This window comes from Duganella sp. Dugasp56 (assembly GCF_047304105.1).
Lineage (GTDB): Bacteria > Pseudomonadota > Gammaproteobacteria > Burkholderiales > Burkholderiaceae_D > Rugamonas > Rugamonas hordei.
In genome coordinates, this window is sequence record NZ_JBGLYQ010000061.1 from 17,132 (window position 1) to 40,102 (window position 22,971).

At 63.3% G+C, this 22,971-nt stretch carries 17 protein-coding genes; 9 read left to right on the forward strand and 8 right to left on the reverse strand.

Annotated features, from left to right (window positions below):
- Positions 1 to 17: 17 nt before the first annotated feature.
- The 5 genes from ACCD07_RS29285 to ACCD07_RS29305 all read right to left on the reverse strand — a co-directional run bounded on the left by ACCD07_RS29285 (position 18) and on the right by ACCD07_RS29305 (position 10,409).
- Complete coding sequence (locus ACCD07_RS29285) at positions 18 to 4,745, reverse strand: glutamate synthase-related protein (RefSeq protein WP_176653353.1); 4,728 nt, start codon at positions 4,743 to 4,745, stop codon at positions 18 to 20.
- Between the two features lie 139 nt (positions 4,746 to 4,884).
- The gene (locus ACCD07_RS29290; protein WP_353401636.1) at positions 4,885 to 5,586 is read right to left on the reverse strand and encodes an REP-associated tyrosine transposase; all 702 of its coding nucleotides are present in this window, start codon (positions 5,584 to 5,586) and stop codon (positions 4,885 to 4,887) included.
- A 104-nt stretch (positions 5,587 to 5,690) separates the two neighbouring features.
- A complete protein-coding gene (locus ACCD07_RS29295; protein ID WP_176653351.1) occupies positions 5,691 to 6,371 on the reverse strand; it encodes a response regulator transcription factor in 681 nt (226 codons plus the stop codon).
- Between the two features lie 55 nt (positions 6,372 to 6,426).
- Positions 6,427 to 7,263, reverse strand: coding sequence for a sensor histidine kinase (locus tag ACCD07_RS29300; protein WP_353401638.1), 837 nt, complete (start codon positions 7,261 to 7,263; stop codon positions 6,427 to 6,429).
- Positions 7,263 to 10,409, reverse strand: coding sequence for a DEAD/DEAH box helicase (locus ACCD07_RS29305; RefSeq protein WP_176653350.1), 3,147 nt, complete (start codon positions 10,407 to 10,409; stop codon positions 7,263 to 7,265). Before ACCD07_RS29305 ends, ACCD07_RS29300 begins: the two co-directional genes overlap by 1 nt.
- Before the next feature lie 216 nt (positions 10,410 to 10,625).
- On the opposite strand from ACCD07_RS29305, the gene ACCD07_RS29310 reads away from it, so the two are divergent.
- From ACCD07_RS29310 to ACCD07_RS29320, 3 genes are all read left to right on the forward strand, one after another.
- Positions 10,626 to 12,989: a Tex family protein gene (locus ACCD07_RS29310; protein ID WP_413449380.1), complete on the forward strand. Its 2,364-nt coding sequence runs from the start codon at positions 10,626 to 10,628 to the stop codon at positions 12,987 to 12,989.
- A gap of 77 nt (positions 12,990 to 13,066) precedes the next feature.
- Positions 13,067 to 13,378 carry a Grx4 family monothiol glutaredoxin gene (gene grxD, locus ACCD07_RS29315; protein ID WP_008443113.1) on the forward strand — a complete coding sequence of 104 codons (312 nt, stop codon included), beginning with the start codon at positions 13,067 to 13,069 and terminating at the stop codon, positions 13,376 to 13,378.
- Positions 13,371 to 13,979: a UbiX family flavin prenyltransferase gene (locus tag ACCD07_RS29320; protein ID WP_353401642.1), complete on the forward strand. Its 609-nt coding sequence runs from the start codon at positions 13,371 to 13,373 to the stop codon at positions 13,977 to 13,979. The genes grxD and ACCD07_RS29320 overlap by 8 nt, the downstream gene beginning before the upstream one ends.
- A 14-nt stretch (positions 13,980 to 13,993) precedes the next feature.
- On the opposite strand, the gene ACCD07_RS29325 is transcribed toward ACCD07_RS29320, so the two are convergent.
- From ACCD07_RS29325 to ACCD07_RS29335, 3 genes are all read right to left on the reverse strand, one after another.
- A complete protein-coding gene (locus ACCD07_RS29325) occupies positions 13,994 to 14,164 on the reverse strand; it encodes a hypothetical protein (RefSeq protein ID WP_020703835.1) in 171 nt (56 codons plus the stop codon).
- A 247-nt stretch (positions 14,165 to 14,411) separates the two neighbouring features.
- Positions 14,412 to 14,819, reverse strand: a complete 408-nt coding sequence (locus ACCD07_RS29330; protein WP_176653347.1) for a hypothetical protein — start codon at positions 14,817 to 14,819, stop codon at positions 14,412 to 14,414.
- A 243-nt stretch (positions 14,820 to 15,062) separates the two neighbouring features.
- A complete protein-coding gene (locus ACCD07_RS29335) occupies positions 15,063 to 16,115 on the reverse strand; it encodes an MBL fold metallo-hydrolase (protein WP_176653346.1) in 1,053 nt (350 codons plus the stop codon).
- Between the two features lie 87 nt (positions 16,116 to 16,202).
- On the opposite strand from ACCD07_RS29335, the gene ACCD07_RS29340 reads away from it, so the two are divergent.
- The 6 genes from ACCD07_RS29340 to ACCD07_RS29365 all read left to right on the forward strand — a co-directional run bounded on the left by ACCD07_RS29340 (position 16,203) and on the right by ACCD07_RS29365 (position 22,814).
- Positions 16,203 to 16,595, forward strand: a complete 393-nt coding sequence (locus ACCD07_RS29340; RefSeq protein ID WP_176653345.1) for a MerR family transcriptional regulator — start codon at positions 16,203 to 16,205, stop codon at positions 16,593 to 16,595.
- 75 nt (positions 16,596 to 16,670) lie between these two features.
- Positions 16,671 to 17,855 carry an isovaleryl-CoA dehydrogenase gene (locus tag ACCD07_RS29345; RefSeq protein ID WP_353401647.1) on the forward strand — a complete coding sequence of 395 codons (1,185 nt, stop codon included), beginning with the start codon at positions 16,671 to 16,673 and terminating at the stop codon, positions 17,853 to 17,855.
- Between the two features lie 120 nt (positions 17,856 to 17,975).
- Entirely contained in the window at positions 17,976 to 19,799 is a 1,824-nt protein-coding gene (gene aceK / locus ACCD07_RS29350) for a bifunctional isocitrate dehydrogenase kinase/phosphatase (RefSeq protein WP_413449381.1), read from the forward strand.
- Positions 19,792 to 20,991 (forward strand): acetyl-CoA C-acyltransferase, encoded by a 1,200-nt coding sequence (locus ACCD07_RS29355; protein ID WP_413449382.1) that lies wholly within the window; start codon positions 19,792 to 19,794, stop codon positions 20,989 to 20,991. The genes aceK and ACCD07_RS29355 overlap by 8 nt, the downstream gene beginning before the upstream one ends.
- Positions 20,992 to 20,995: 4 nt before the next feature.
- Positions 20,996 to 21,664, forward strand: a complete 669-nt coding sequence (locus ACCD07_RS29360; protein ID WP_353401653.1) for an SDR family oxidoreductase — start codon at positions 20,996 to 20,998, stop codon at positions 21,662 to 21,664.
- A 22-nt stretch (positions 21,665 to 21,686) separates the two neighbouring features.
- Positions 21,687 to 22,814 (forward strand): acyl-CoA dehydrogenase family protein, encoded by a 1,128-nt coding sequence (locus ACCD07_RS29365; protein WP_413449383.1) that lies wholly within the window; start codon positions 21,687 to 21,689, stop codon positions 22,812 to 22,814.
- Positions 22,815 to 22,971 lie beyond the last annotated feature (157 nt).

Consider the following 22,971-nt stretch of genomic DNA (forward strand, 5'->3'; position numbering starts at 1 on the left):
GTTCTGTCAGGTCAGGCTCAGGCTGCGATCGGCTGGGCGGAAGCGGCTTCGTTCGCCACGTCCTCGGCCATTTCGGCCAGGGCGCGCTTGTATTCGCTCGGGAACACCTTGACGAATTTGCCGCGGCTGTCGGCCCAGTTGTCCAGCAACAGGCGGGCACGGGTGCTGCCGGTGTGCTTGAAGTGACGCTCGATCAAACGCTTCAGGATCACTTCGTCCGCTTCGCGGCCCTGGTCCTTGTGCTGCACGTGGAAGGTCGCGCTGTGCGCTTCCTGTTCCTTGGCGGTCAGCACCTGCTCCAGCGACACCATCGCGGTGTTGCAGCGGGCTTCGAAATCGCCGTCCGGGTCGTACACGTAGGCGATGCCGCCCGACATGCCCGCCGCGAAGTTGCGGCCGGTCGCGCCCAGCACCACCACGGTGCCGCCGGTCATGTACTCGCAACCGTGGTCGCCGGTGCCTTCGACGATGGCGGTGGCGCCCGAGTTGCGCACGGCGAAACGCTCGCCGGCCACGCCGTTGAAGAAGGCTTCGCCGCTGATCGCGCCGTACAGCACGGTGTTGCCGATGATGATGTTATTCACCGCCCAGCCGCGGAACTCGGTGTTCGGACGCACGATGATGCGGCCGCCCGACAAGCCCTTGCCGACGTAGTCGTTGCCTTCGCCGACCAGGTCGATGGTGATGCCGTGCGCCAGGAAGGCGCAGGCCGACTGGCCGGCCGTGCCCTGCAGCTGGATGTGGATGGTGTCGTCCGGCAGGCCGGCGTGGCCGTAGCGCTTGGCCACTTCGCCCGACAGCATGGTGCCGACGGTGCGGTTGACGTTGCGCACCGGCGAGATGAACGACACGCGCTCGCCTTTTTCCAGCGCGGCCTTGGCTTGCGCGATCAGCTTGTGATCGAGCGCCTTGTCCAGGCCGTGGTCCTGTTCCATCGTATGGTAGATGGAGTCGCCGTTCGGTACTTCCGGCGAGTAGAAGATGTTGCTGAAGTCCAGGCCCTTGGCTTTCCAGTGCGTGATCGCCTTGGATTTGTCCAGCAGGTCGACCCGGCCGATCAGCTCGTCATAGGTGCGGATGCCCAGCTGGGCCATCAGCTGGCGCGCCTCTTCGGCGACGAAGAAGAAGTAGTTGACGACGTACTCGGGCTTGCCGGAGAACTTGGCGCGCAGCACAGGATCTTGCGTGGCGACGCCGACCGGGCAGGTGTTCAGGTGGCATTTGCGCATCATGATGCAGCCCTCGACCACCAGCGGCGCGGTGGCGAAGCCGATTTCGTCGGCGCCCAGCATGGCGGCGATGACGACGTCGCGGCCGGTACGCATCTGGCCGTCGGCCTGGACGCGGATGCGGCTGCGCAGGCCGTTCAGCACCAGGGTCTGCTGGGTTTCAGCCAGGCCCAGTTCCCAAGGGGTGCCGGCGTGCTTGACCGACGACAGCGGCGAGGCGCCGGTGCCGCCGTCATGGCCGGCCACCACGACGTGGTCGGCCTTGGCCTTGGTGACGCCGGCCGCCACGGTGCCGATGCCGACTTCCGACACCAGCTTGACCGAGATCGAAGCGCGCGGATTGGCGTTCTTCAGGTCGTGGATCAGCTGGGCCAGGTCTTCGATCGAGTAAATATCGTGGTGCGGCGGCGGCGAGATCAGACCCACGCCCGGCACCGAGAAGCGCAGGGTGGCGATGTATTCAGATACTTTATGGCCTGGCAGCTGGCCGCCTTCGCCGGGTTTCGCGCCCTGGGCCATCTTGATCTGGATCTGGTCGGCCGAGTTCAGGTAGGCGGCGGTCACGCCGAAACGGCCCGATGCCACCTGCTTGATGCGCGAGCGCAGCGAATCACCGGCCTGCAGCGGAATGTCGACCACCATCTGCTCTTTGCCCATGACCGAAGCCATGGTCTCGCCCTGCTTGATCTTGATGCCTTTCAGTTCCATCGTGTAGCGCGATGGATCTTCGCCGCCTTCGCCGGTGTTCGATTTGCCGCCGATGCGGTTCATCGCCACCGCCAGGGTGGCGTGCGCCTCGGTCGAGATCGAACCCATCGACATCGCGCCGGTGGCGAAGCGCTTGACGATTTCCTTGGCCGGCTCGACTTCGTCCAGCGGGATCGCCTTGGTCGGATCGAGCTTGAACTCGAACAGGCCGCGCAAGGTCAGGTGGCGCTTGCTCTGGTCGTTGATGATCTGGGCGTACTCCTTATAGCTGGAGAAGTTGTTGCTGCGGGTCGAATGCTGCAGTTTCGCGATCGCATCCGGGGTCCACAGGTGGTCTTCGCCACGCACGCGGTAGGCGTACTCGCCGCCGGCGTCGAGGTGGTTTTCCAGCACCGGATCGTTGCCGAAGGCCAGGTTGTGCAGGCGCAGCGCTTCTTCCGCCACTTCGAACACGCCGATGCCTTCGACGTTGGACGAGGTGCCCTTGAAGTATTTGTCGACCAGCGACTTGTTCAGGCCGACGGCTTCGAAGATCTGCGCGCCGCAGTAGGACATATAGGTCGAGATGCCCATCTTGGACATGACCTTCATCAGGCCCTTGCCGACCGCCTTGATATAGTTGTACACGGCTTTTTCGCCGGACATGTCGCCCGGCATGCCGTGCGCCATCTCGACCAGGGTTTCCATCGCCAGGTAAGGGTGGATCGCTTCGGCGCCGTAGCCTGCCAGCAGCGCGAAGTGGTGGGTTTCGCGGGCCGAGCCGGTTTCCACCACCAGGCCGGTGGACGCGCGCAGGCCCTTGCTGACCAGGTGCTGATGCACGGTCGAGGTGGCCAACAGCGCGGGTATCGCCACGCGGTCCGGGCCGACCGAGCGGTCCGACACGATCAGGATGTTGTGGCCGGACTTGACCGCGTCGACCGCTTCGGCGCACAGCGACGCCAGGCAGGCTTCGACGCCGTCCTTGCCCCATGCCAGCGGATAGCAGATGTTAAGCTCATATGACTTGAACTTGCCGCCGGTATGCGCGCTGATGCCGCGCAGGCGGGCCATGTCGTCGAAGCCCAGGATAGGCTGCGACACTTCCAGGCGCATCGGCGGGTTGACGTTGTTGGTGTCGAGCAGGTTCGGTTTCGGGCCGATGAAGGACACCAGCGACATCACCATCGCTTCGCGGATCGGGTCGATCGGCGGGTTGGTCACTTGCGCGAACAGCTGCTTGAAGTAGTTGTACAGCGGCTTGAGCTTGTTGGACATGACGGCCAGCGGCGAGTCGTTGCCCATCGAGCCGGTCGCTTCCTCGCCGGCGGCGGCCATAGGCGCCATCAGGAATTTCAGGTCTTCCTGGGTGTAGCCGAAGGCCTGCTGGCGGTCCAGCAGCGACGGCACGGCTTTTTCGCCCTGGGCCGGCGCCGCGTCCTTGGCGCGGTTGTGCGCCAGCTGGCTTTCGCTCAGCTTGATTTCGTTGAGCTTGATGCGCACCGCGTTGATCCATGCCTTGTACGGCTTGGCGTTGGCGTAGGTGTCTTTCAGCTCTTTATCGTCGATGATGCGGCCCGCTTCCAGGTCGATCAGGAACATCTTGCCTGGCTGCAAACGCCATTTCTGGATGATTTTCGATTCGGGAATCGGCAATACGCCCGATTCCGACGCCATCACCACCAGGTCGTCGTCGGTGACGATGTAGCGGGCGGGACGCAAGCCGTTGCGGTCCAGCGTGCCGCCGATGTAGCGGCCGTCGGTGAAGGCCATGGCGGCCGGGCCGTCCCATGGTTCCATCATTGCAGCGTGATATTCGTAGAACGCGCGGCGATTGTCGTCCATCGTGCCGTGATTTTCCCAGGCTTCCGGAATCATCATCATCATCGCCTGGGCGATCGGATAGCCTGCCATCAGCAGCAGTTCCAGCGCGTTGTCGAAGCAGGCGGTGTCCGACTGGCCTTCATAGATCAGCGGGAACAGTTTCTGCAGGTCGTCGCCCAGCACGGCGGATTTCATCACGCCTTCGCGCGCGCGCATCCAGTTGAAGTTGCCCTTGACGGTGTTGATCTCGCCGTTGTGGGCGATCAGGCGGTACGGGTGGGCCAGCGGCCATTCAGGGAAGGTGTTGGTCGAGAAACGCTGGTGCACCAGCGCCAGCGCGGAAACGCAGCGCGCATCCTGCAGGTCCTTGTAATACACGCCGACCTGGTCCGCCAGTAGCAGGCCCTTGTAGACGATGGTGCGGGCCGACAGCGAGGCCACGAAGAATTCCTTGCCGTGGATCAGTTTCAGCGCCTGGATGGCGTGGCCCGACGATTTGCGGATCACGTACAGTTTGCGTTCCAGCGCGTCGGTCACCATGATGTCGGCGCCGCGGCCGATGAAGATCTGGCGGATCACCGGCTCCTTGGCGCGCACGGTAGGGGACATCGGCATGTCGCAGTCGACCGGCACGTTGCGCCAGCCCAGCACGACCTGGCCTTCGGCGCGCACGGCGCGCTCGATTTCCTGTTCGCAGGCGATGCGCGAAGCGTTTTCCTTCGGCAGGAACACCATGCCGACGCCGTATTCGCCTGGCGGCGGCAGTTCGATGCCTTGCTTGGCCATTTCGTCGCGGTAGTACTGGTCCGGGATCTGGATCAGGATACCGGCACCGTCGCCCATCAGCGCATCGGCGCCGACCGCGCCCCGGTGATCGAGGTTTTTCAGGATCAACAGGCCCTGTTCCACGATGGAGTGGCTCTTGTTGCCCTTGATGTGGGCGACGAAGCCGACGCCGCAGGCATCGTGTTCATTGGACGGATCGTACAGACCTTGGGCTTTCATGGGCTCTCCACTGCAATTTGACTAACGAAAAGCTAGAGTAGTGCAATGCAGCAGAAAATTCAACAATAATAATTAGGGTCGGAGTCAGATTAATTTTCCACAAGTTGCTGAAAATTTTAATTAGGGACAGAGTGATGGGCTAAGTGGCCGCCGGCTTGATTTTGAACGGCCGTCCCCGTTTGGCCGGCAATACCTGCCGTTTTACCCGGTTCTGCAGCGTGGTCTTGAATTGCTCGGAACCCAGCGGCCAACCCTTGAGCAGCGCCTTGCTGACGGTGGCGATGTCCTCCTCGCTGAGCGGCGCCTCGGCCAGCGCGATATAAGCCGCCTCGCGCTGGAACGGCGTATTGCCCAAGGCCCAGAACTGCGCGTGGTCGATCACCAGGCCGTCCGGACGTATGCCGGCGTGGTGGCAATAGCTGGACCATGGATAATCCTCGGCCTTGCCGACCATGCCGTTGCGTACCGGATTGAACTCGATATACCGGCTGCACAACATGAAGTATTGCTCGGCGTCGATCAGCGAGGTTTTGTAGCGTCCATTCCACAAAGTTCCACTGCGGCTATATTTTTGGTTGAAATAGGGCACGTAGTAGCGGCCTACCCACTGCATCATCTGGCCCAAGCCGTTTTCATCGGCCGGAGTGACCAGCAAATGCAGGTGATTGGGCATGAGGACATAGGCGTGGATCGCCACTTTGTAGTTTTTGGCGGCCGTGCGCAGCCAGCCGAGGAAGGTTTGGTAATCCTCGGCATCCAGGAAAACCGGCTGGTTGTTGTTGCCGGTCTGGATGACGTGATGTGGTTGTCCGGGGACGATGAGACGGGGTAGGCGGGCCATGAATGCAAAAAGGAGGTGGATCGGTAACCCGATTCTACCTCCGTTGTTTGACTCCGTCCCCGATTAATTGGCGGCGGGCGCTAATCGCGCTGGCTCTGTCCCCATTAAGAGAGATTGAAGCTGGCGGACAGGCTGTAGCCCTCGCCGTAGGCGCTGCGCAGCGGCAGATCCTGGCCCAGGCCGGTGCGCGCCTTCTTGCGCAAGCGATACACCAGCATGTCGACGCGGCGGCCGGCATCCGGGTCGTCGCCGCCGATACCGGCCACGATGACCTGGCGCGGCACCGGACGGGTGTTGATCGTCAGCAGATGCAGGAAGTTGCATTCCTTTTCGGTCAGCGTGATCGCCATCCCCTGCAGCTCCAGCTGGCGGGCGCTGACTTTCAGCGTCCACTTGCTGGGCACGGGCAGGGTTTCCTGCGGACCGACGCGGCGGTCCAGCGCCTCGATATGGGCGGCCAGTTCCGGGAATTTGATCGGCTTGGTCAGGTAATGGTCGGCGCCCAGGCGCAGGCCGAGGATGCGATTGTCGAAAGCCACACGGCCGGTCAGCACCAGCAGGCCGATTTGCGGATACAGCTGGCGCATGCGCGGGATGACGTTGAAGCCGTCTTCGTCGGGCAAGCCCAGATCCAGCACCACTACGCCCACATTACCCTGGCTGAGCGCGGACCACATATCGCTGGCGTTGTTAGTGATGTGCACTTCGTGTTCAAGTTCAGTCAGGAATTCTGCCATTTCCTCGGCATACTCCAGATTGTCTTCCACGATGAGTATTTGCGTCATTGATGCGCCATTCGATCGATTATTGAGCAACCGTGCTCATTCCTGCCCTGCGGCGTCAGCTTGTGTCCAGAGAATTATCACTGTTGCCACCGGCCCGCGCAAGGCTTTTCCCGGAAGCGGCCGCTACAGGCAGCCAAATCCGAAATTCTGTGCCGCTTTCAGAAACATTCCGCGCGCTGACCGTACCGCCGTGCACGTCCAACACCGAGCGCGCCATATACAAACCCAGGCCCGATCCGGGTATGCCGGCGGCGTTACTGCCACGGAAGGATTTATCAAACACACGGGCCAGTTCCGCCTCGGGGATGCCGCGTCCATGGTCGCGCACCAGGAACTCGACCCCGCCTTCCATTGCCATTTTGCCTAGCAATTCTATAGGACTATTGGGCTCCGTGTATTTAATCGCATTATCCAGCAATATTTCTATGCATAAGCGTATGCCGGCCGGGTCGCAGCGCATCCATTGCGGCAAGCCGATGACCCGCAGCGAGACCGGATTGCGCCGGCTGCGCGCCTGTTCCACCACCGATTCCAGCAGCGCGGCCGGCGAGATTTCGTCGGGCTGGCGCGTGCGGCCGATGCTGGCCATGCGTTCGGGCGACAGGTATTCGTCCAGCATCGCCAGCATGCGGTCGACCGCCACCTGGATCTTGCGGTAGCGCTTGCGCGTGCCTTCGTCGTGATGGGCGCCGGTCATTTCCAGCCGCTGCACGGCGCCGTCTATGGTCGACAGCGGGGTGCGGAATTCGTGCGACAACATCGACGCGAACTTCTTTTGCTGGGCCGCCAGCTCCAGGCGCTCGTTCGCATGTTGTTCCAGCAGCAGGCGGCAACGCTCCACCTCCGCCCGGGACTCGCGCAACGCCGCCTCCAGTTCCGCGACGGTGGGCATTATTCCACCAGCGGCGCGAAGATTTGCTGCAGGTCTTCCTGGGTGAGCGCCATTTTCTGCGACTCGCCCTCGGCCAGGATCGATTGCGCCAGGTCCGATTTCTTCTGCTGCAGGACCTGGATTTTCTCTTCCAGCGTGCCCTTGGCGATCAGCTTGTAGACGAACACCGGCTTGTCCTGGCCGATGCGCCAGGCGCGGTCGGTGGCCTGGTTTTCAGCCGCCGGGTTCCACCACGGATCGTAGTGGATCACAGTGTCGGCCGCCGTCAGGTTCAGGCCGACGCCGCCGGCCTTCAGGCTGATCAGGAAAATCGGCACCGCGCCCTGCTGGAACGCCGCCACCTGCGCGCTGCGGTCCTTGGTGTCGCCGGTCAGCAGCGCATACGGAATGTCGCGCGCTTCCAGTTCTTCCTCGATCAGCTCGAGCATGCTGGTGAACTGCGAGAACACCAGGATCTTGCGGTTTTCCTCCAGCAAATCCTCGACCATCTGCATCAGGTCGATCAGCTTGGCCGAACCGGCGGCCTGCTGCTTCTTCGACGTGGACTTGACCAGCCGCGGATCGCAACAGACCTGGCGCAGCTTCAGCAGCGCTTCCAGGATCACGATCTGGCTGCGGGCCACGCCCTTGCGGTCGATCTCGTCGCGCACTTTCTGGTCCATCGCCAGCCGCACGGTTTCGTACAGGTCGCGCTGGGCGCCGGTCAGCTCGACCTTGCGCACCATCTCCGTCTTCGGCGGCAGTTCCTTGGCCACGTTGTCCTTGGTCCGGCGCAGCAGGAAAGGCTTGATGCGGCGGTTCAGCAGCGCGCGGCGCAGCGGATCGTCCTGGCGTTCGATCGGGTGGCGGAACACGGTGTTGAAACCTTTTTCATCGCCCAGCAGTCCCGGCAGCAGGAAGTGGAATTGCGACCACAGCTCGCCCAGGTGGTTTTCCAGCGGCGTGCCGGACAGGCACAGGCGGTGGCGCGCGCGCAGCAGGCCGGCGCTCTGGGCCGCCTTGGAGCGGGTGTTCTTGATGTAGTGCGACTCGTCCAGGATGACCAGGTGGAAATCGTGCTCGCGCAGTTTTTCCTCGTCGCGCGGCAGCAGCGCATAGGTGGTCAGCACCAGGTCGGACTCGGCGATCTGGTCGAACTGGGCCATGCGGTCCTTGCCTTGCAGCAGCAGCACGCGCAGGCCGGGAGCGAAACGCGCCGCCTCTTCCTGCCAGTTGCCCATCAGGCTGGTCGGCGCGATGACCAGTGCCGGCGCCGTCAAGCGGCCCGCCTCTTTTTCGACCAGGATGTGGGCCAGGGTTTGCACCGTCTTGCCCAGGCCCATGTCGTCGGCCAGGATGCCGGCGAAGCCGTATTCGCGCAGGAATTGCATCCAGGACAAGCCATCGCTTTGATAGTCGCGCAACGTGGCTTGCAGCCCGGCCGGCGTGGCGATGCGCTTGACCGCGCCGAACTGGTTCAGGCGCGCGCCCATGTCGCGCAATTCCTCGCCGCCGGTCCAGAGCAATTCGACGTTGCGGGCCAGTTCGTCCAGGCGCGCGGCGTCCAGCGTGGCCATGTGCAGCGAGGTCTTGATTTTGTCGCTGAAATACAACTCGCCCAGCGTGTTCAGGATCGGTTTGACGCGGCCCCACGGCAAGGCGACGCGGCTGCCGTCGGGCAGGGTGGCCAGCATCTGGTCCTCGTCGCCGTGGTTGGCGATGGCTTTCGGATTGAAATCGTTGGGCGCGCCGCGGATCAGCTGCACCAGCACCGGCAGCAGCGGCACGCGCTCCTGGTTGACCACGATGCCCAGCTCCAGGTCGAACCAGGCGTGGCCGCCGTCGGCCGGATCCTCCACCACTTCGGCGTACCAGTCGCCGACGTCGGTGATGTCGTAGCGGTATTTGACGGTTTTCTCGACTTTCCAGCCGGCCTCCTTCAAGGCGGCGATGCCGTCGCGGGCGAAGCGTATCCATTCCGCCTGCGTCGGCAGCAACAGGCCGCCCTTGACGCTGCTCAGCGGCAGCGTGGCCGGCGCCACGAAATGGCGCTCGGTCAGCAACGACAGCGCCAGCCCTTCGGCGTCGGCGTCGCGCTGGATGATCTCGGTGACGTCGCCCTTCTGGCGCACCACGCGCTGCGACGGGTCGAAGGACACGCGCTCGCCGTCGTAGTCGAACGACAGCACGGCGAAATCGTGCCAGCGCTGCAGCGAACCGTCGGCCAGCATCGCCGCGTCCAGCGTCAGCACCGGGCGCGGCTTGACGTCGTCGCGCACGCGCTGCGGCAGCGGCTGCGGCAGCGGCATCAGGCCCTGCAGGCCGTGCGCCAGCAGCAGCTGCGACACGCGCATCTTGTCGTTGGCGGTCAGCAGCGGGGCCTGCGCCACCAGCGCCTGCAGGTCGGCCAGCGGGATCGTCGCGCCGCCCTGGTTCAGCTGCAGCACGCCGCAGGACAGGTTGTCGATATACCACGGCGGATCGGTCGGCAGCATGTAGTCGACCTGGTCGGCGCCGACGTGCTTGGCGTTCGGCGGCGCCTGCACCTGCCAGCCCAGGCGCAGGCCCTTGCCTTCCTCGCGCCAGGCCAGGTTGGCTTCGCGCATCACGCCGCCCTTCAGCGGGTAGACCAGGCCGTTGCCGACGTCGGCCCAGGAGTTTGCCCAGAGCAATTTATCCTGTTCGGCCAGCATGTCCAGCAGAGCCGCGCCGATCTTGCCGCGCGGTTCGGTGGCCGAGCCGGTCTGGGAATTCTGTCCGCTGCGCATGGCAACGAAGAAGCGGATCAAGTCCTCGTCGCCGGGCGCGAGGAAACTCGGCGGCGCCGACAGCAGCGAAAACACTTCGCTGACGGGACTGGCCGCGGCGACGTCGCCGTTCGAGCGCAGGCGGGCCTTGTACAGGCACAGCGCCACATGGCGGCCGCCGCTGGTGGGCGCCATCACGTAGATCAGCTTGTATTGGGTTTGTTTGGGGTCGGTATCGACCGGCGGCGCGTTCAGTTTGGCTTTGGGATGGGCTGCGGCATCCACACGCTGCAGCCAGGTGGCTACGGCGTACGACAATTGATTCGCGGGCGGCGCAGGGCGGGCGGGAGATGCGGGAGCGGCCGGTGCGGCTGGCTTGGCGGGAACATCGTCGGTGGCGTCGTCGCGGGTAAAATCCATAGGTCGCATTGTTGTTCAAAGATGGTTCAAAAACGGCAACAGGCGATATTATCCGCCATACACGCGTTCGTGTTTGCGGATTCTTCATAAAACCCGCATGTAAACGTGTTACAGACCACGTTCTGGCCACGCCCACAGTCCTTTTGGACTGTCAAGACTGGCACATTCGCGCCGATTGCGTATCATTCCGGGCTTGACTGCTTAGGAATCACCCACATGTTGCCCTCTATCGAACAACGTCTTGCCCTGGAATTGACCTGCAAACCGGTTCAGGTCGCCGCCGCCATCGCCCTGTTGGACGAGGGCGCCACCGTCCCCTTCATCGCCCGCTACCGGAAAGAAGCCACCGGCGGCCTGGACGACATCCAGCTGCGTCTGCTCGAAGAGCGCCTGCGCTACCTGCGCGAGCTGGAAGACCGCCGTGCCGCTATCGTGGCATCGATCACCGAACAGAACAAGATGACGCCGGAACTGTTAGATGCTGTCATGCATGCAGAAGACAAGACCCGCCTCGAAGACTTATACCTGCCATACAAGCAAAAACGCCGCACAAAAGCGCAAATCGCCATCGAAGCGGGCCTGGCGCCGCTGGCCGACGGCCTGCTGGACAACCCGGAACTGAATCCGGAAACGGAAGCCGGCAAATTCCTGCGCGAAGCCTTCACCACCGCCGACGGCAACAATCCGGGCGTGGCCGACACCAAGGCGGCGCTCGACGGCGCGCGCCAGATCCTGATGGAACGCTTTGCCGAAGATGCAACCTTGCTGCAATCCTTGCGCGAATACGTACAAGAGCATGGGATTGTTGAGTCCAAGGTCATTGAAGGCAAACAGGACGAAGGCGAAAAGTTCGCCGACTACTTCGATTATTCCGAAACCATAGGCACCGTGCCGTCGCACCGCGCGCTGGCGCTGTTGCGCGGACGCCGCGAAGGCATCCTCGACGTCGTCCTGCGGCTCGATACCGAAGCCGAGAAACCGAAGTGGGACGCGCCGCACAATCCGTGCGAAGGCCGCATCGCCGCCCGCTTCGGCATCAAGAACCAGGGCCGTCCGGCCGACAAATGGCTGGCCGACACGGCCCGCTGGACCTGGCGCGTGAAGAGCTTCATGCACCTGGAAACCGAACTGATGGGCGCGTTGCGCGAACGCTCCGAGCTGGACGCGATCAACGTCTTCGCCACCAACCTGAAGGCGCTGCTGCTGGCCGCGCCGGCCGGCCAGCGCGCCACCATGGGCCTGGATCCGGGCCTGCGCACCGGCGTCAAGGTGGCGGTGGTGGACGCCACCGGCAAGGTGGTCGACACCGCCGTCATCTACCCGCACCAGCCGAAGAACGACTGGGACGGCTCGCTGCACACGCTGGGCCGGCTGGCCGCCAAGCACAACGTCTCCCTGATCTCGATCGGCAACGGCACCGCCTCGCGCGAGACCGACAAGCTGGCGCAGGACCTGATCAAGCAGCACCCCGAGCAGAAGATGACCAAGATCGTCGTCTCGGAGGCGGGCGCTTCCGTGTACTCGGCGTCCGAGTTCGCCTCGCGCGAATTGCCGGACATGGACGTGTCGCTGCGCGGCGCCGTGTCGATCGCGCGCCGGCTGCAGGATCCGCTGGCCGAGCTGGTCAAGATCGATCCGAAATCGATCGGCGTCGGCCAGTACCAGCACGACGTGTCGCAAACCCAGCTGGCCCGCTCGCTGGACGCGGTGGTCGAGGATTGCGTGAACGCGGTCGGCGTCGACGTCAACACCGCCTCGGCGCCGCTGCTGGCGCGCGTGTCGGGCCTGTCGGCCTCGGTGGCGCAGGCCATCGTTTCCTACCGCGACGTCAAGGGCGCGTTCACCTCGCGCGCGGCGCTGAAGTCGGTGCCGCGCCTGGGCGACAAGACCTTCGAACAGGCGGCCGGCTTCCTGCGCGTGATGGGCGGCGAGAATCCGCTGGACGCCTCGGCGGTGCACCCGGAATCGTATCCGCTGGTGGAGAAGATCCTGGGCGACATCAAGAAGGACATCAAGGCCGTCATCGGCGAAACCGCGCTGATCAAGACGCTGAACCCGGCCAAGTATGCGGACGACAAGTTCGGCGTGCCGACCATCTCCGACATCCTGAAGGAGCTGGAAAAGCCGGGCCGCGATCCGCGTCCGGAATTCACCACCGCCACCTTCAAGGACGGCGTGGAAGAGATCCGCGACCTGCGTCCGGACATGATCCTCGAAGGCGTGGTCACCAACGTGGCGGCGTTCGGCGCGTTTGTCGACATCGGCGTGCACCAGGACGGCCTGGTGCACATCTCGGCGCTGTCGAACACCTTCGTCAAGGACCCGCACACGGTGGTCAAGGCCGGCCAGGTGGTCAAGGTCAAGGTGCTGGAAGTGGACGAGAAGCGCAAGCGCATCGCGCTGACCATGCGCCTGACCGACAGCGCGCCGCAAGCCGGCTCGCAGCCGCAGCAGCGCGGCGAGCGTAGCGACGCCCGCCACAACGACCGCAAGAGCATGGGCCAGCACCAGAAGCAGACCGCCAGGTCCGAGCCTATCGGCGGCAGCATGGCGGCGGCCTTCGCCAAGCTGCGCGGCTAAACCGGCCGCAATAATACCGGCGCCGGCATTTTCTTATAAAATGTCGGCACCTAATACATCTTTTCACTGAGGCAGCTATGAGCGACGTACAAACCTGGATCAAAGAAACCGTGACCAACACCCCGGTGGTGCTGTTCATGAAGGGCACCGCCCAGTTCCCGCAATGCGGCTTCTCCGGCCGCGCCATCCAGATCCTGAAAGCTTGCGGCGTTGAAAACATTGCAACCGTGAACGTTCTGGAAGATCCTGAAGTCCGCCAGGGCATCAAGGACTACTCGAACTGGCCGACCATTCCACAGCTGTACGTGAAAGGCGAGTTCATCGGCGGTTCGGACATCATGAACGAAATGTTCGAGTCGGGTGAGCTGAAAGCCCTGCTGGATGCCTGACAGGCCGCGGCGGATCGTTGTCGCCATCACCGGCGCCACGGGCGCCGTGTATGGCGTGCGTCTGCTGCAGCATTTAAAAGATGCCGGGTCGGGGAGCCGCCCTATCGAGACGCACCTGATCGTCTCCGATGCCGCGGTCCTCACGCTGCACCAGGAAACCGGGCTGCAGCGGCGCGAAGTCGAAGACCTGGCCCACGTGGTGCACAAGGTGCGCGACATCGGCGCCTCGATCGCCAGCGGTTCCTTCCAGTCTGACGGGATGATCGTCGCGCCCTGCTCGATGAAGACGCTGGCCTCGGTGGCCCACGGCCTGTCGGACAACCTGATCGCGCGCGCGGCCGACGTGGTGCTCAAGGAGCGCCGCCGCCTGGTGCTGATGGTGAGGGAAACGCCGTTCAACCTGGCGCATTTGCGCAATATGACGGCGGTGACGGAAATGGGCGGGATCATCTTCCCGCCGCTGCCGAGCTTTTATCACAACCCGCAAAGTATTGCGGAGATGGTCGATCACACCGTCGGCCGGGTCATCGATTTGTTCGGCATCGAGCACACGCTGGCCCCGCGCTGGAACGGCATGAAGCCCACCAGCGAGTCCAGCTAAAACCAGCTTCCAGCCTAGCGTTTATCGAACTGCGATCCGCTGGCTTTCTTCAGATCCCGCGCTTCCTCGACCATACGGCGGTGGGCGATACGCTTGCGCATCACCTCGGCATGTTGGGCGGCGGTCATCGGGGGGACGGTCATCAAATCTTTTAGCTGCGCGACGTTGCTGTAGTTACTTTTCATAAGACGGCTCAAAAGCTTGGCTCCCGAAGTAAATGCTGCGGTTCAGCGGCGCTGATTGCCTATTGTGCCTCAAATCCGTGTCGAATCCATGACAATTCGCAAGGCGTCCAAAAATAAAAAGGGCGCCCCCTGAGGTGCGCCCGGTCCGAACAAAAGCTGGCTAAACCGTGAAACTAGTTTCACACGGAAACACTACTGTCGCCGGCCACATCCGGTCAAAATCTCTCCGTAATACTACTTAAAATGACTACTTTTGGTAATTAACACGGACCAACATGCGAATAAATTCGCGCGCGATCTGGCGATGATGCTCGTCCAGGCGCTGCAAATCGGCGATCAGCTTGACGTCGGCCGACTCGAAACGCGACAGGCCGTTGCCGCCGTCGCCGGCCGGCGCGCCCGCCTCGGGGCCGCCAAAACGCAGCCATTCGGCCGGTACGCCCAGCCACTGGGCGATCATGCGCAGCTTTTCCTGGGTCGGTATCGCCTCTCCTACCAGCCATTTGCGGGCGGCGTGGACGGTAATCGGACGACCATCGAAACGGATGTTGAACTCCCGCGCCAACCGCGTCGGACTATCGGGGGAGTAGTGGGCGTTCTTGAGAGCCTGTTGTAAGCGCTGGCTAAAGCTTTCGCGTTCATTTGAAGAATTCATAATTGCACTATTTCACGTTGCGTCATGAAAGTCAGTCTCTTGTTTTTAAGATCTGATTGTGACGTGATAGGATTTTATAATTAACACTTCATCCTCTGTAAGTGCAAACGTCTGCGCGGGCCGGCTCCGAATTTTGTTCGGTTCCGCACCGCGAAAGGAGCCGAAATTCCGGAGGCTATTTCAGTGGAAATAGTGAAGTTATTACAATAACACCACTCCCCGCCTGGAGCCAAACTTTCGACGTCACTTCATACGGAAACGTATGATGCCGTCGGCCCCTGTTTGACGTCGCACGATACCGTCGTGCCACAATTTGTGCAGGTGGGCCAGCGCCTCGCCCAGCGCGAAGCTCAGTTGGTGGGCATCCAGCGCCCGCTTGAACATCAGCGGCACGATGTCGGCCGCCGACTGCCAGTCGCGGCAGGCGTCGACCACCTCGGCCAGCCGTTCGACATGGTGCTGGCGCAATTGTGCGATGCGGGTGTGCAAGCCTTTGAATGGCTTGCCGTGGGAAGGCAAAACCAGTACATCGTTCGGCAAATCAACAAACTTGCCCAGCGAATCCAGATACAGCGTCAGCGAGTTCGCCTCCGGCTCGACGGCGAAAACCGATACATTGGTGGAGATTCTTGGCAGCACCATGTCGCCGGCGATCAGCACGTTCAGCTTGGCGCAGTACAACGACGCATGTTCCGGCGCATGGCCGAAACCGGTGATCACCCGCCATTGCTGGTCACCAATTGCCACCAACTGTCCGTCCTGGATGCGGGTGTAGGAGGATGGTACCGACGGTACCAGCGTCGGGTAGTAACTTTTCCGGCTAGTCATCTTTTCCAGCAGGTCCGGGTCGCGCAGGCCGTGGCGCTGGAAGTGCGGCAGCGCCGCGGCGCCGTCCACCCCCGGCAGGGCCGCCGACATCATGCGGGCGAACGCATATTCGCCGGTGGTGGTCCACAGCGGCGCGTCCCAGCGCCGGCACAGCCAGTCGGCCAGGCCGATGTGGTCGGGATGGCAATGGGTGGCGAACACCCGCCGCACCGGCAGGCCGTCCAGCCCGGTGGCGTACACCGCTTCCCAGGCTTCCCGCGTGGCGTCGCTGGCGACGCCGCTGTCGACGATGGCCCAGCCCGCACGCTCCTGGTCATCGTCCCTGAGCAGCCACAGATTGATGTGGTCCAGCGCGAACGGCAGCGGCATGCGCAGCCAGCGCAGGCCGGGAGCGAGCTCGTGCACGGTGCCGGCGGCCGGGATGGTGTCGCCCAGCGGATAATCCAGTTGCGCTTCGAGTGGGTTCATTTTTCTTCTTTCAGGAAGTCAGGCGCGCTACAATGTGCTTGACGTTGACGTAAACGGAAATTGTACGACTTTACCGCAAACCTAGAGATGCCTACCTATACCATCACCGAACTGGCCCGTGAATTCGACATCACGGCGCGCGCCATCCGCTTCTACGAAGACCAGGGCTTGCTCAATCCCTCGCGCGAGGGCGCCGGCGGCCGCAACCGAGTCTACACGCCGCGCGACCGCACCCGCCTCAAACTGACCCTGCGCGGCAAGCGCCTGGGCCTGTCGCTGTCGGAGATCAAAAGCCTGGTCGACATGTATGAAACGCCAAAAGACACCAGCGCCCAGATGAACCGCTTCCTCGACGTGCTGGCGCATCACCGCGAAACGCTGGAACAGCAGCGCGAGGACATCGAAATGTCGCTGGCCGAGGTCACCGCCCACGAAGACGAGTGCAAACGACTGCTGGCGGCCATCGCCGAACGTGGTTGACGTTTACGTTAACGTAACATGGGCGTATCATAGGCGCTCCAACCCGCTCCACAAAACAAAAGAATCGAGGACGACATGCTCCATCTCCCAGGCCTGACCTTTGACCACGGCGAAGACATCGCCGCCCTGCGCGAAGCCGTGCAACAGTTCGCCGCCGCGGAAATCGCGCCGCGCGCCGCAGAAATCGACCGCAGCGACCAGTTCCCGATGGACCTGTGGCGCAAGATGGGCGAGCTGGGCGTGCTCGGCATCACCGTGCCCGAGGAATACGGCGGCGCCAACATGGGCTACCTGGCCCACATCGTGGCGATGGAGGAAATCTCGCGCGCCTCGGCCTCGGTCGGCCTGTCCTACGGCGCCCACTCTAACCTGTGCGTCAACCAGATCAAGCGCAACGGCACCGAAGAGCAAAAGCGGAAATACCTGCCCAAGCTGATTTCCGGCGAATACGTGGGCGCGCTGGCCATGTCCGAGCCGAACGCCGGCTCCGACGTGGTCAGCATGAAGCTGCGCGCCGACTTCAAGGGCGACCGCTGGGTGCTGAACGGCACCAAGATGTGGATCACCAACGGCCCCGACGCCGACGTGCTGGTGGTCTACGCCAAGAACGACCTCGAAGCCGGCCCGAAAGGCATGACCGCCTTCCTGATCGAGAAACATTTCAAGGGCTTCTCCGTGGCGCAGAAGCTGGACAAGCTGGGCATGCGCGGCTCGCACACCGGCGAACTGGTGTTTGAAGACTGCGAAGTGCCGGCCGAAAACGTGCTGGGCGGCCTGGGCAAGGGCGTCAACGTGCTGATGTCCGGCCTGGACTTCGAGCGCACCGTGCTGTCCGGCGGCCCTCTGGGCATCATGCAGGCCTGCATGGACGCGGTGGTGCCGTACATCCACGACCGCAAGCAATTCGGCCAGCCTATCGGCGAATTCCAGCTAATGCAGGGTAAGATTGCGGACATGTACTCGACCATGATGGCGTGCAAGGCCTATGTCTACGCCGTCGGTCAGGCTTGCGACCGCGCCACCAGCCCGGAAGCGGTCCGCCAGCTGCGCAAGGACGCGGCGGGAGCCATTTTGTATAGCGCGGAAAAAGCGACCTGGATGGCCGGCGAGGCGATCCAGACGCTGGGCGGCAACGGCTACATCAACGAGTATCCGGTCGGCCGCCTGTGGCGCGATGCCAAGTTGTATGAAATCGGCGCCGGCACCAGCGAAATCCGCCGCATGCTGATCGGCCGCGAACTGTTCGCGGAAACCAAGTAGGAACCCGCTTGCACGTCATCCCCGCGAAAGCGGGGATCCATGCCGAGCTGGATTAGCAGGCGTTCCGTGGATTCCCGCCTGCGCGGGAATGACGGCTTAAACGACATCGGTACTTGACCCATGATCCAGGCTGCTTTCCCAAAACTGCTGCGCTCGCAGATCGCGTTCGACATCGCGCGCACGATACGCGACGGCTTCGACAAGCACTACCGCTTGTTCCGCCAGACCAGCCAGCAGGCCAAGCAGCACTTCGAGCGCGGCGCGTGGGTCGCGGCGCAGCAGGCCGCGCGCGAGCGCATCGACTTCTACGACAAGCGCGTGCAGGAATGCGTGCAGATGCTGGAAGACGAATACGACGCGGAGGAACTGACCGACGAAGTGTGGCGCGAGCTCAAGCTGCACTACATCGGCATGCTGTCCGACCACAAGCAGCCAGAGCTGGCCGAAACCTTCTTCAACTCGGTCTGCTGCAACATCCTGCACCGCAGCTACTTCCACAACGAATTCATCTTCGTGCGCCCGGTCGTGTCGACCGAATACATCGAAACCGAGGAACCGCGCCCGACCTACCGCGTCTACTATCCCGGCACCGACGGCCTGCACTTCACGCTCAAGCGCATCATCACCAACTTCCAGCTGGACGCGAAATTCGCCAACCTGACGCGCGACGTCGAACAGGTCGAGGTGCGGCTGACGCAAATCTTCGGCAACGCCAAGCTGGAGCCGAACCACCAGATCCACGTGCTGTCGAGCCTGTTCTTCCGCAACAAGGGCGCCTACATCGTCGGCAAGGGCATCAACGGCAACCGGGAATATCCGTTTGTCGTGCCCATCCTGCACAACAAGCATGGCGAGCTGATCCTCGACACCGTGCTGTTCGACCCCGAGCAGATCGCCGTCCTGTTCTCGTTCACGCGCGCCTACTTCCTGGTCGACATGGAAGTGCCGTCGGCCTACGTGCAGTTCCTGCGCACGCTGCTGCCGCGCAAGCCGCGCAGCGAGATCTACACCATCCTCGGCCTGCAAAAGCAGGGCAAGACGCTGTTCTACCGCGACTACCTGCAGCACCTGAAGCACTCGTCCGACCTGTTCGAGATCGCCCCCGGCATCCGCGGCCTGGTGATGCTGGTGTTCGCGCTGCCGTCGTTCCCGTACGTGTTCAAGGTCATCAAGGATTTCTTCCCCCCGCCCAAGGAAACCACGCGCGCGCTGATCAAGGAAAAATACCTGCTGGTGAAACACCACGACCGCGTCGGCCGCATGGCCGACACGCTGGAATACTCGAACGTCGCCTTCCCGCGCCACCGCTTCAAGGAAGAGCTGATCGCCGAGCTGAAACACTACGCGCCGTCGCTGATCGAGGAGGACGGCGAGCAGATCGTCATCAAGCACCTGTACATCGAGCGCCGCATGGTGCCGCTGAACATCTGGCTGACCAACGCCGAGAACGACAACGACGACGTGCAGATCGAGCACGGCGTGCTGGAATACGGCAACGCCATCAAGGAACTGGTGGCCGCCAACATCTTCCCCGGCGACATGCTGTACAAGAACTTCGGCGTCACCCGCCACCAGCGCGTGGTGTTCTACGACTACGACGAAATCGAATACATCACCGACTGCCATTTCCGCACCATTCCGGAAGCGCGCAACGAGGAAGAGGAAATGGCCGCCGAACCGTGGTACCCGGTCGGCAAGTACGACGTCTTCCCCGAGCAGTTCGGCAGGTTCCTGCTGGGGAACGCCAAGATCCGCAAATTTTTCATGAAGCATCACGCCGACTTGTTGACGCAAGCCTGGTGGCAAATGCGCAAACAGCGCATTCTGGATGGCCACGTCGAAGACGTGTTTCCATATCCGCAGCACATCCGATTCAGCAATCAACACGCAAACCCACCGGCGGCGATCCAGCCGCCATTTATGGAGATACTAGAAAATGAATGATCCTATCGTTATCGTCGGTGCAGCCCGCACCCCCATGGGCGCCTTCCAGGGCGACTTCTCCGCCAAGGCCGCGCACGACCTGGGCGCCGTCGCGATCCAGGCCGCCGTCGAGCGTTCCGGCATAGCCGCCAATCTGGTCGAGCACGTCTACTTCGGCAACTGCCTGATGGCGGGCCAGGGCCAGGCGCCGGCGCGCCAGGCCCTGCTGAAAGCCGGCCTGCCGACCTCGACCGGCGCCGTCACGCTGTCCAAGATGTGCGGCTCGGCGATGCAGGCCGCCATCTTCGCCCACGACCAGCTGGTCGCCGGCAGCGCCGAGGTGGTGATCGCCGGCGGCATGGAATCGATGACCAACGCGCCCTACCTGGTGCCGAAGGCGCGCGGCGGCTACCGCATCGGCCACGGCATGCTGTTCGACCACATGATGTACGACGGCCTGGAAGACGCCTACTCGCGCAACGAGAAAACCGGCGAAGGCCGCTCGATGGGCACCTTCGCCGAAGAGTGCTCGGCCAAGTACGAATTCACCCGCGAGGCGCAGGACAACTTCGCCATCGAATCGGTCAAGCGCGCGCAGGTCGCCACCAGCGAAGGCTGGTTCAAGTGGGAAATCGCGCCCGTCACCGTCACCAGCCGCGCCGGCGACACCGTCATCGACAAGGATGAAGGCCCGCTGAAAGCCAAGGTTGAGAAGATCCCGACCCTGCGCGCCGCGTTCAAGAAGGACGGCACCATCACCGCCGCCTCGTCGTCGTCGATCAATGACGGCGCCGCCGCGCTGGTGATGATGCGCGAATCGACCGCGAAGAAGCTGGGCCTGACGCCGATCGCCAAAATCCACGGCCATGCCACCTTCGCCAAGGAACCCAACCTGTTCACCACCGCGCCGATCGACGCGGTCGAAAAGCTGTACAAGAAAATCGGCTGGAGCACCAAGGACGTCGACCTGTTCGAGATCAACGAAGCCTTCGCCGCCGTGCCGATGGCCGCCATGCGCGACCTCGACATCCCGCACGACAAGATCAACATCCACGGCGGCGCCTGCGCGCTGGGCCACCCGATCGGCGCCTCCGGCGCGCGCATCATCGTCACCCTGATCGGCGCGCTGAAGCGCACCGGCGGCAAGAAGGGCGTGGCGGCGCTGTGCATCGGCGGCGGCGAGGCCACGGCAATGGCCATCGAGCTGGTGTAAGCGGATGGCGACGGCACTCATCATCGGCGCCTCGCGCGGCATCGGCCTGGAAATGGCGCGCCAGTACCTGGCCGACGGCTGGCGCGTGATCGCCACCGCGCGCAAGGCGGAAGATGTCGACACGCTGGCCGCGATGGGTGCCGAAGCCCATGCGCTGGACGTGACCAATGTCGAGGCCTGCGCCGGCCTGGGCTGGAAGCTGGACGGCGAGGAGCTCAACGTGGCCATCCTCAACGCCGGCGTGTACGGCCCGCGCCACGACGGCTTCCCGCTGCAGACGGACTTCGACAGCGTGATGCACACCAACGTGCTGGCGGCGATGCGGCTGCTGCCCATCATCGCGCCGATGGTGGGCGCGGCGCGCGGCAAGCTGGCGGTGCTGTCGTCGAGAATGGGTTCGCTGAGCGAGCGCAACAACCCGAGCGGTTCGCTGTACCGCGCCAGCAAGGCCGCGCTGAATTCGGTGCTGATCGACACGGCGCTGACGTTCGGCAAGCAGGGCGCGACCTGCGTGGCCTTCCATCCGGGCTGGGTGCGCACCGACATGGGCGGCGCCGGCGCCGATATTTCGGTGGAAGAAAGCGCGGCCGGCATCCGCGCGACGCTGGCGGCGCTACCCGCGTCCGACACAGCGGTCTATCGCAATTACGATGGCACAACCATCGGCTGGTAACACAAAACATAAACGAGACAACATGATACTGAGCGAAGAACACGAAATGATCCGCGATGCCCTGCGCACGTTTGCGCGGGAGCGTCTGGCCCCCAACGCGGCCCGCTGGGACAGGGAGCATCACTTCCCGAAAGAGGAATTGAAGGAGCTGGCGGCGCTGGGCGCCTTCGGCGTGGCCGTGCCGGAAGCGCTGGGCGGCGCCGGCATGGATTACGTGTCCCTCGCGCTGGTGCTGGAAGAGATCGCGGCCGGCGACGGCGGCACCTCCACCATCATCTCCGTCAACAACTGCCCGGTGTGCAGCATCGCGATGATGTACGCCAACGACCAGCAGAAGCAGCAATGGCTGCGTCCGTTGGCGCAGGGCGAGATGCTGGGTGCCTTCTGCCTGACCGAGCCGCACACCGGCAGCGACGCCGCCGCGCTGCGCACCACCGCCACGCGCGACGGCAATGAATACGTCATCAACGGCACCAAGCAGTTCATCACCAGCGGCAAGTATGCGGACGTGGCCATCGTCATGGCCGTGACCGACAAGGCGGCCGGCAAGAAGGGGATCAGCGCGTTCTGGGTGCCGACCTCGGCGCCGGGCTACATCGTCACCGGGCTGGAGCAGAAGATGGGCCAGCACTCGTCGGACACCGCGCAGATCCTGTTCGAGAACTGCCGCATCCCGGCCGAAAACCTGATCGGCGAGGAAGGCCAGGGCTACAAGATCGCCCTGTCCGGACTGGAAGGCGGCCGCATCGGCATCGCCTCGCAGGCGGTGGGCATGGCGCGCGCCGCGTACGAGGCGGCGCTGGCGTATGCCCGCGAGCGCGAGAGCTTCGGCAAGCCCATCTTCGAGCACCAGGCGGTGCAGTTCCGGCTGTCGGACATGGCGACGCAGATCGAAGCGGCGCGCCAGTTGATCCGCCACGCGGCCTCGATGAAGGACGCCGGCCTGCCATGCCTGAAGGAAGCCGCGATGGCCAAGCTGTTCGCCTCCGAGATGGCCGAGCGGGTATGTTCGGACGCGATCCAGGTGCACGGCGGCTACGGCTACGTGTCCGACTTCCCGGTGGAGCGCATCTACCGCGACGTGCGCGTCTGCCAGATTTACGAAGGCACCAGCGACATCCAGAAACTGCTGATCGCCCGCGCGCTGTAACCCCGGCCGTCTGAAACAACCCGGGGTCAGATCTGACATTCGGACACGGGCTCTGCCGTAGCGGCCGCTATGGCAGAGCCCGTGTCCGAATGTCGGATCTGAGGTATCCCGGATTTCCCGGACAGTTAAATAGGCACACAGAATTGTGCCTCGACTT

Bases quoted from the DNA above. Each gene is read 5' to 3' on its own strand.
- ACCD07_RS29285 (WP_176653353.1), bottom strand. From the start codon at position 4,745: ATGAAAGCCCAAGGTCTGTACGATCCGTCCAATGAACACGATGCCTGC.
- ACCD07_RS29290 (WP_353401636.1), bottom strand. From the start codon at position 5,586: ATGGCCCGCCTACCCCGTCTCATCGTCCCCGGACAACCACATCACGTC.
- ACCD07_RS29295 (WP_176653351.1), bottom strand. From the start codon at position 6,371: ATGACGCAAATACTCATCGTGGAAGACAATCTGGAGTATGCCGAGGAA.
- ACCD07_RS29300 (WP_353401638.1), bottom strand. From the start codon at position 7,263: ATGCCCACCGTCGCGGAACTGGAGGCGGCGTTGCGCGAGTCCCGGGCG.
- ACCD07_RS29305 (WP_176653350.1), bottom strand. From the start codon at position 10,409: ATGGATTTTACCCGCGACGACGCCACCGACGATGTTCCCGCCAAGCCA.
- ACCD07_RS29310 (WP_413449380.1), top strand. From the start codon at position 10,626: ATGTTGCCCTCTATCGAACAACGTCTTGCCCTGGAATTGACCTGCAAA.
- grxD (WP_008443113.1), top strand. From the start codon at position 13,067: ATGAGCGACGTACAAACCTGGATCAAAGAAACCGTGACCAACACCCCG.
- ACCD07_RS29320 (WP_353401642.1), top strand. From the start codon at position 13,371: ATGCCTGACAGGCCGCGGCGGATCGTTGTCGCCATCACCGGCGCCACG.
- ACCD07_RS29325 (WP_020703835.1), bottom strand. From the start codon at position 14,164: ATGAAAAGTAACTACAGCAACGTCGCGCAGCTAAAAGATTTGATGACC.
- ACCD07_RS29330 (WP_176653347.1), bottom strand. From the start codon at position 14,819: ATGAATTCTTCAAATGAACGCGAAAGCTTTAGCCAGCGCTTACAACAG.
- ACCD07_RS29335 (WP_176653346.1), bottom strand. From the start codon at position 16,115: ATGAACCCACTCGAAGCGCAACTGGATTATCCGCTGGGCGACACCATC.
- ACCD07_RS29340 (WP_176653345.1), top strand. From the start codon at position 16,203: ATGCCTACCTATACCATCACCGAACTGGCCCGTGAATTCGACATCACG.
- ACCD07_RS29345 (WP_353401647.1), top strand. From the start codon at position 16,671: ATGCTCCATCTCCCAGGCCTGACCTTTGACCACGGCGAAGACATCGCC.
- aceK (WP_413449381.1), top strand. From the start codon at position 17,976: ATGATCCAGGCTGCTTTCCCAAAACTGCTGCGCTCGCAGATCGCGTTC.
- ACCD07_RS29355 (WP_413449382.1), top strand. From the start codon at position 19,792: ATGAATGATCCTATCGTTATCGTCGGTGCAGCCCGCACCCCCATGGGC.
- ACCD07_RS29360 (WP_353401653.1), top strand. From the start codon at position 20,996: ATGGCGACGGCACTCATCATCGGCGCCTCGCGCGGCATCGGCCTGGAA.
- ACCD07_RS29365 (WP_413449383.1), top strand. From the start codon at position 21,687: ATGATACTGAGCGAAGAACACGAAATGATCCGCGATGCCCTGCGCACG.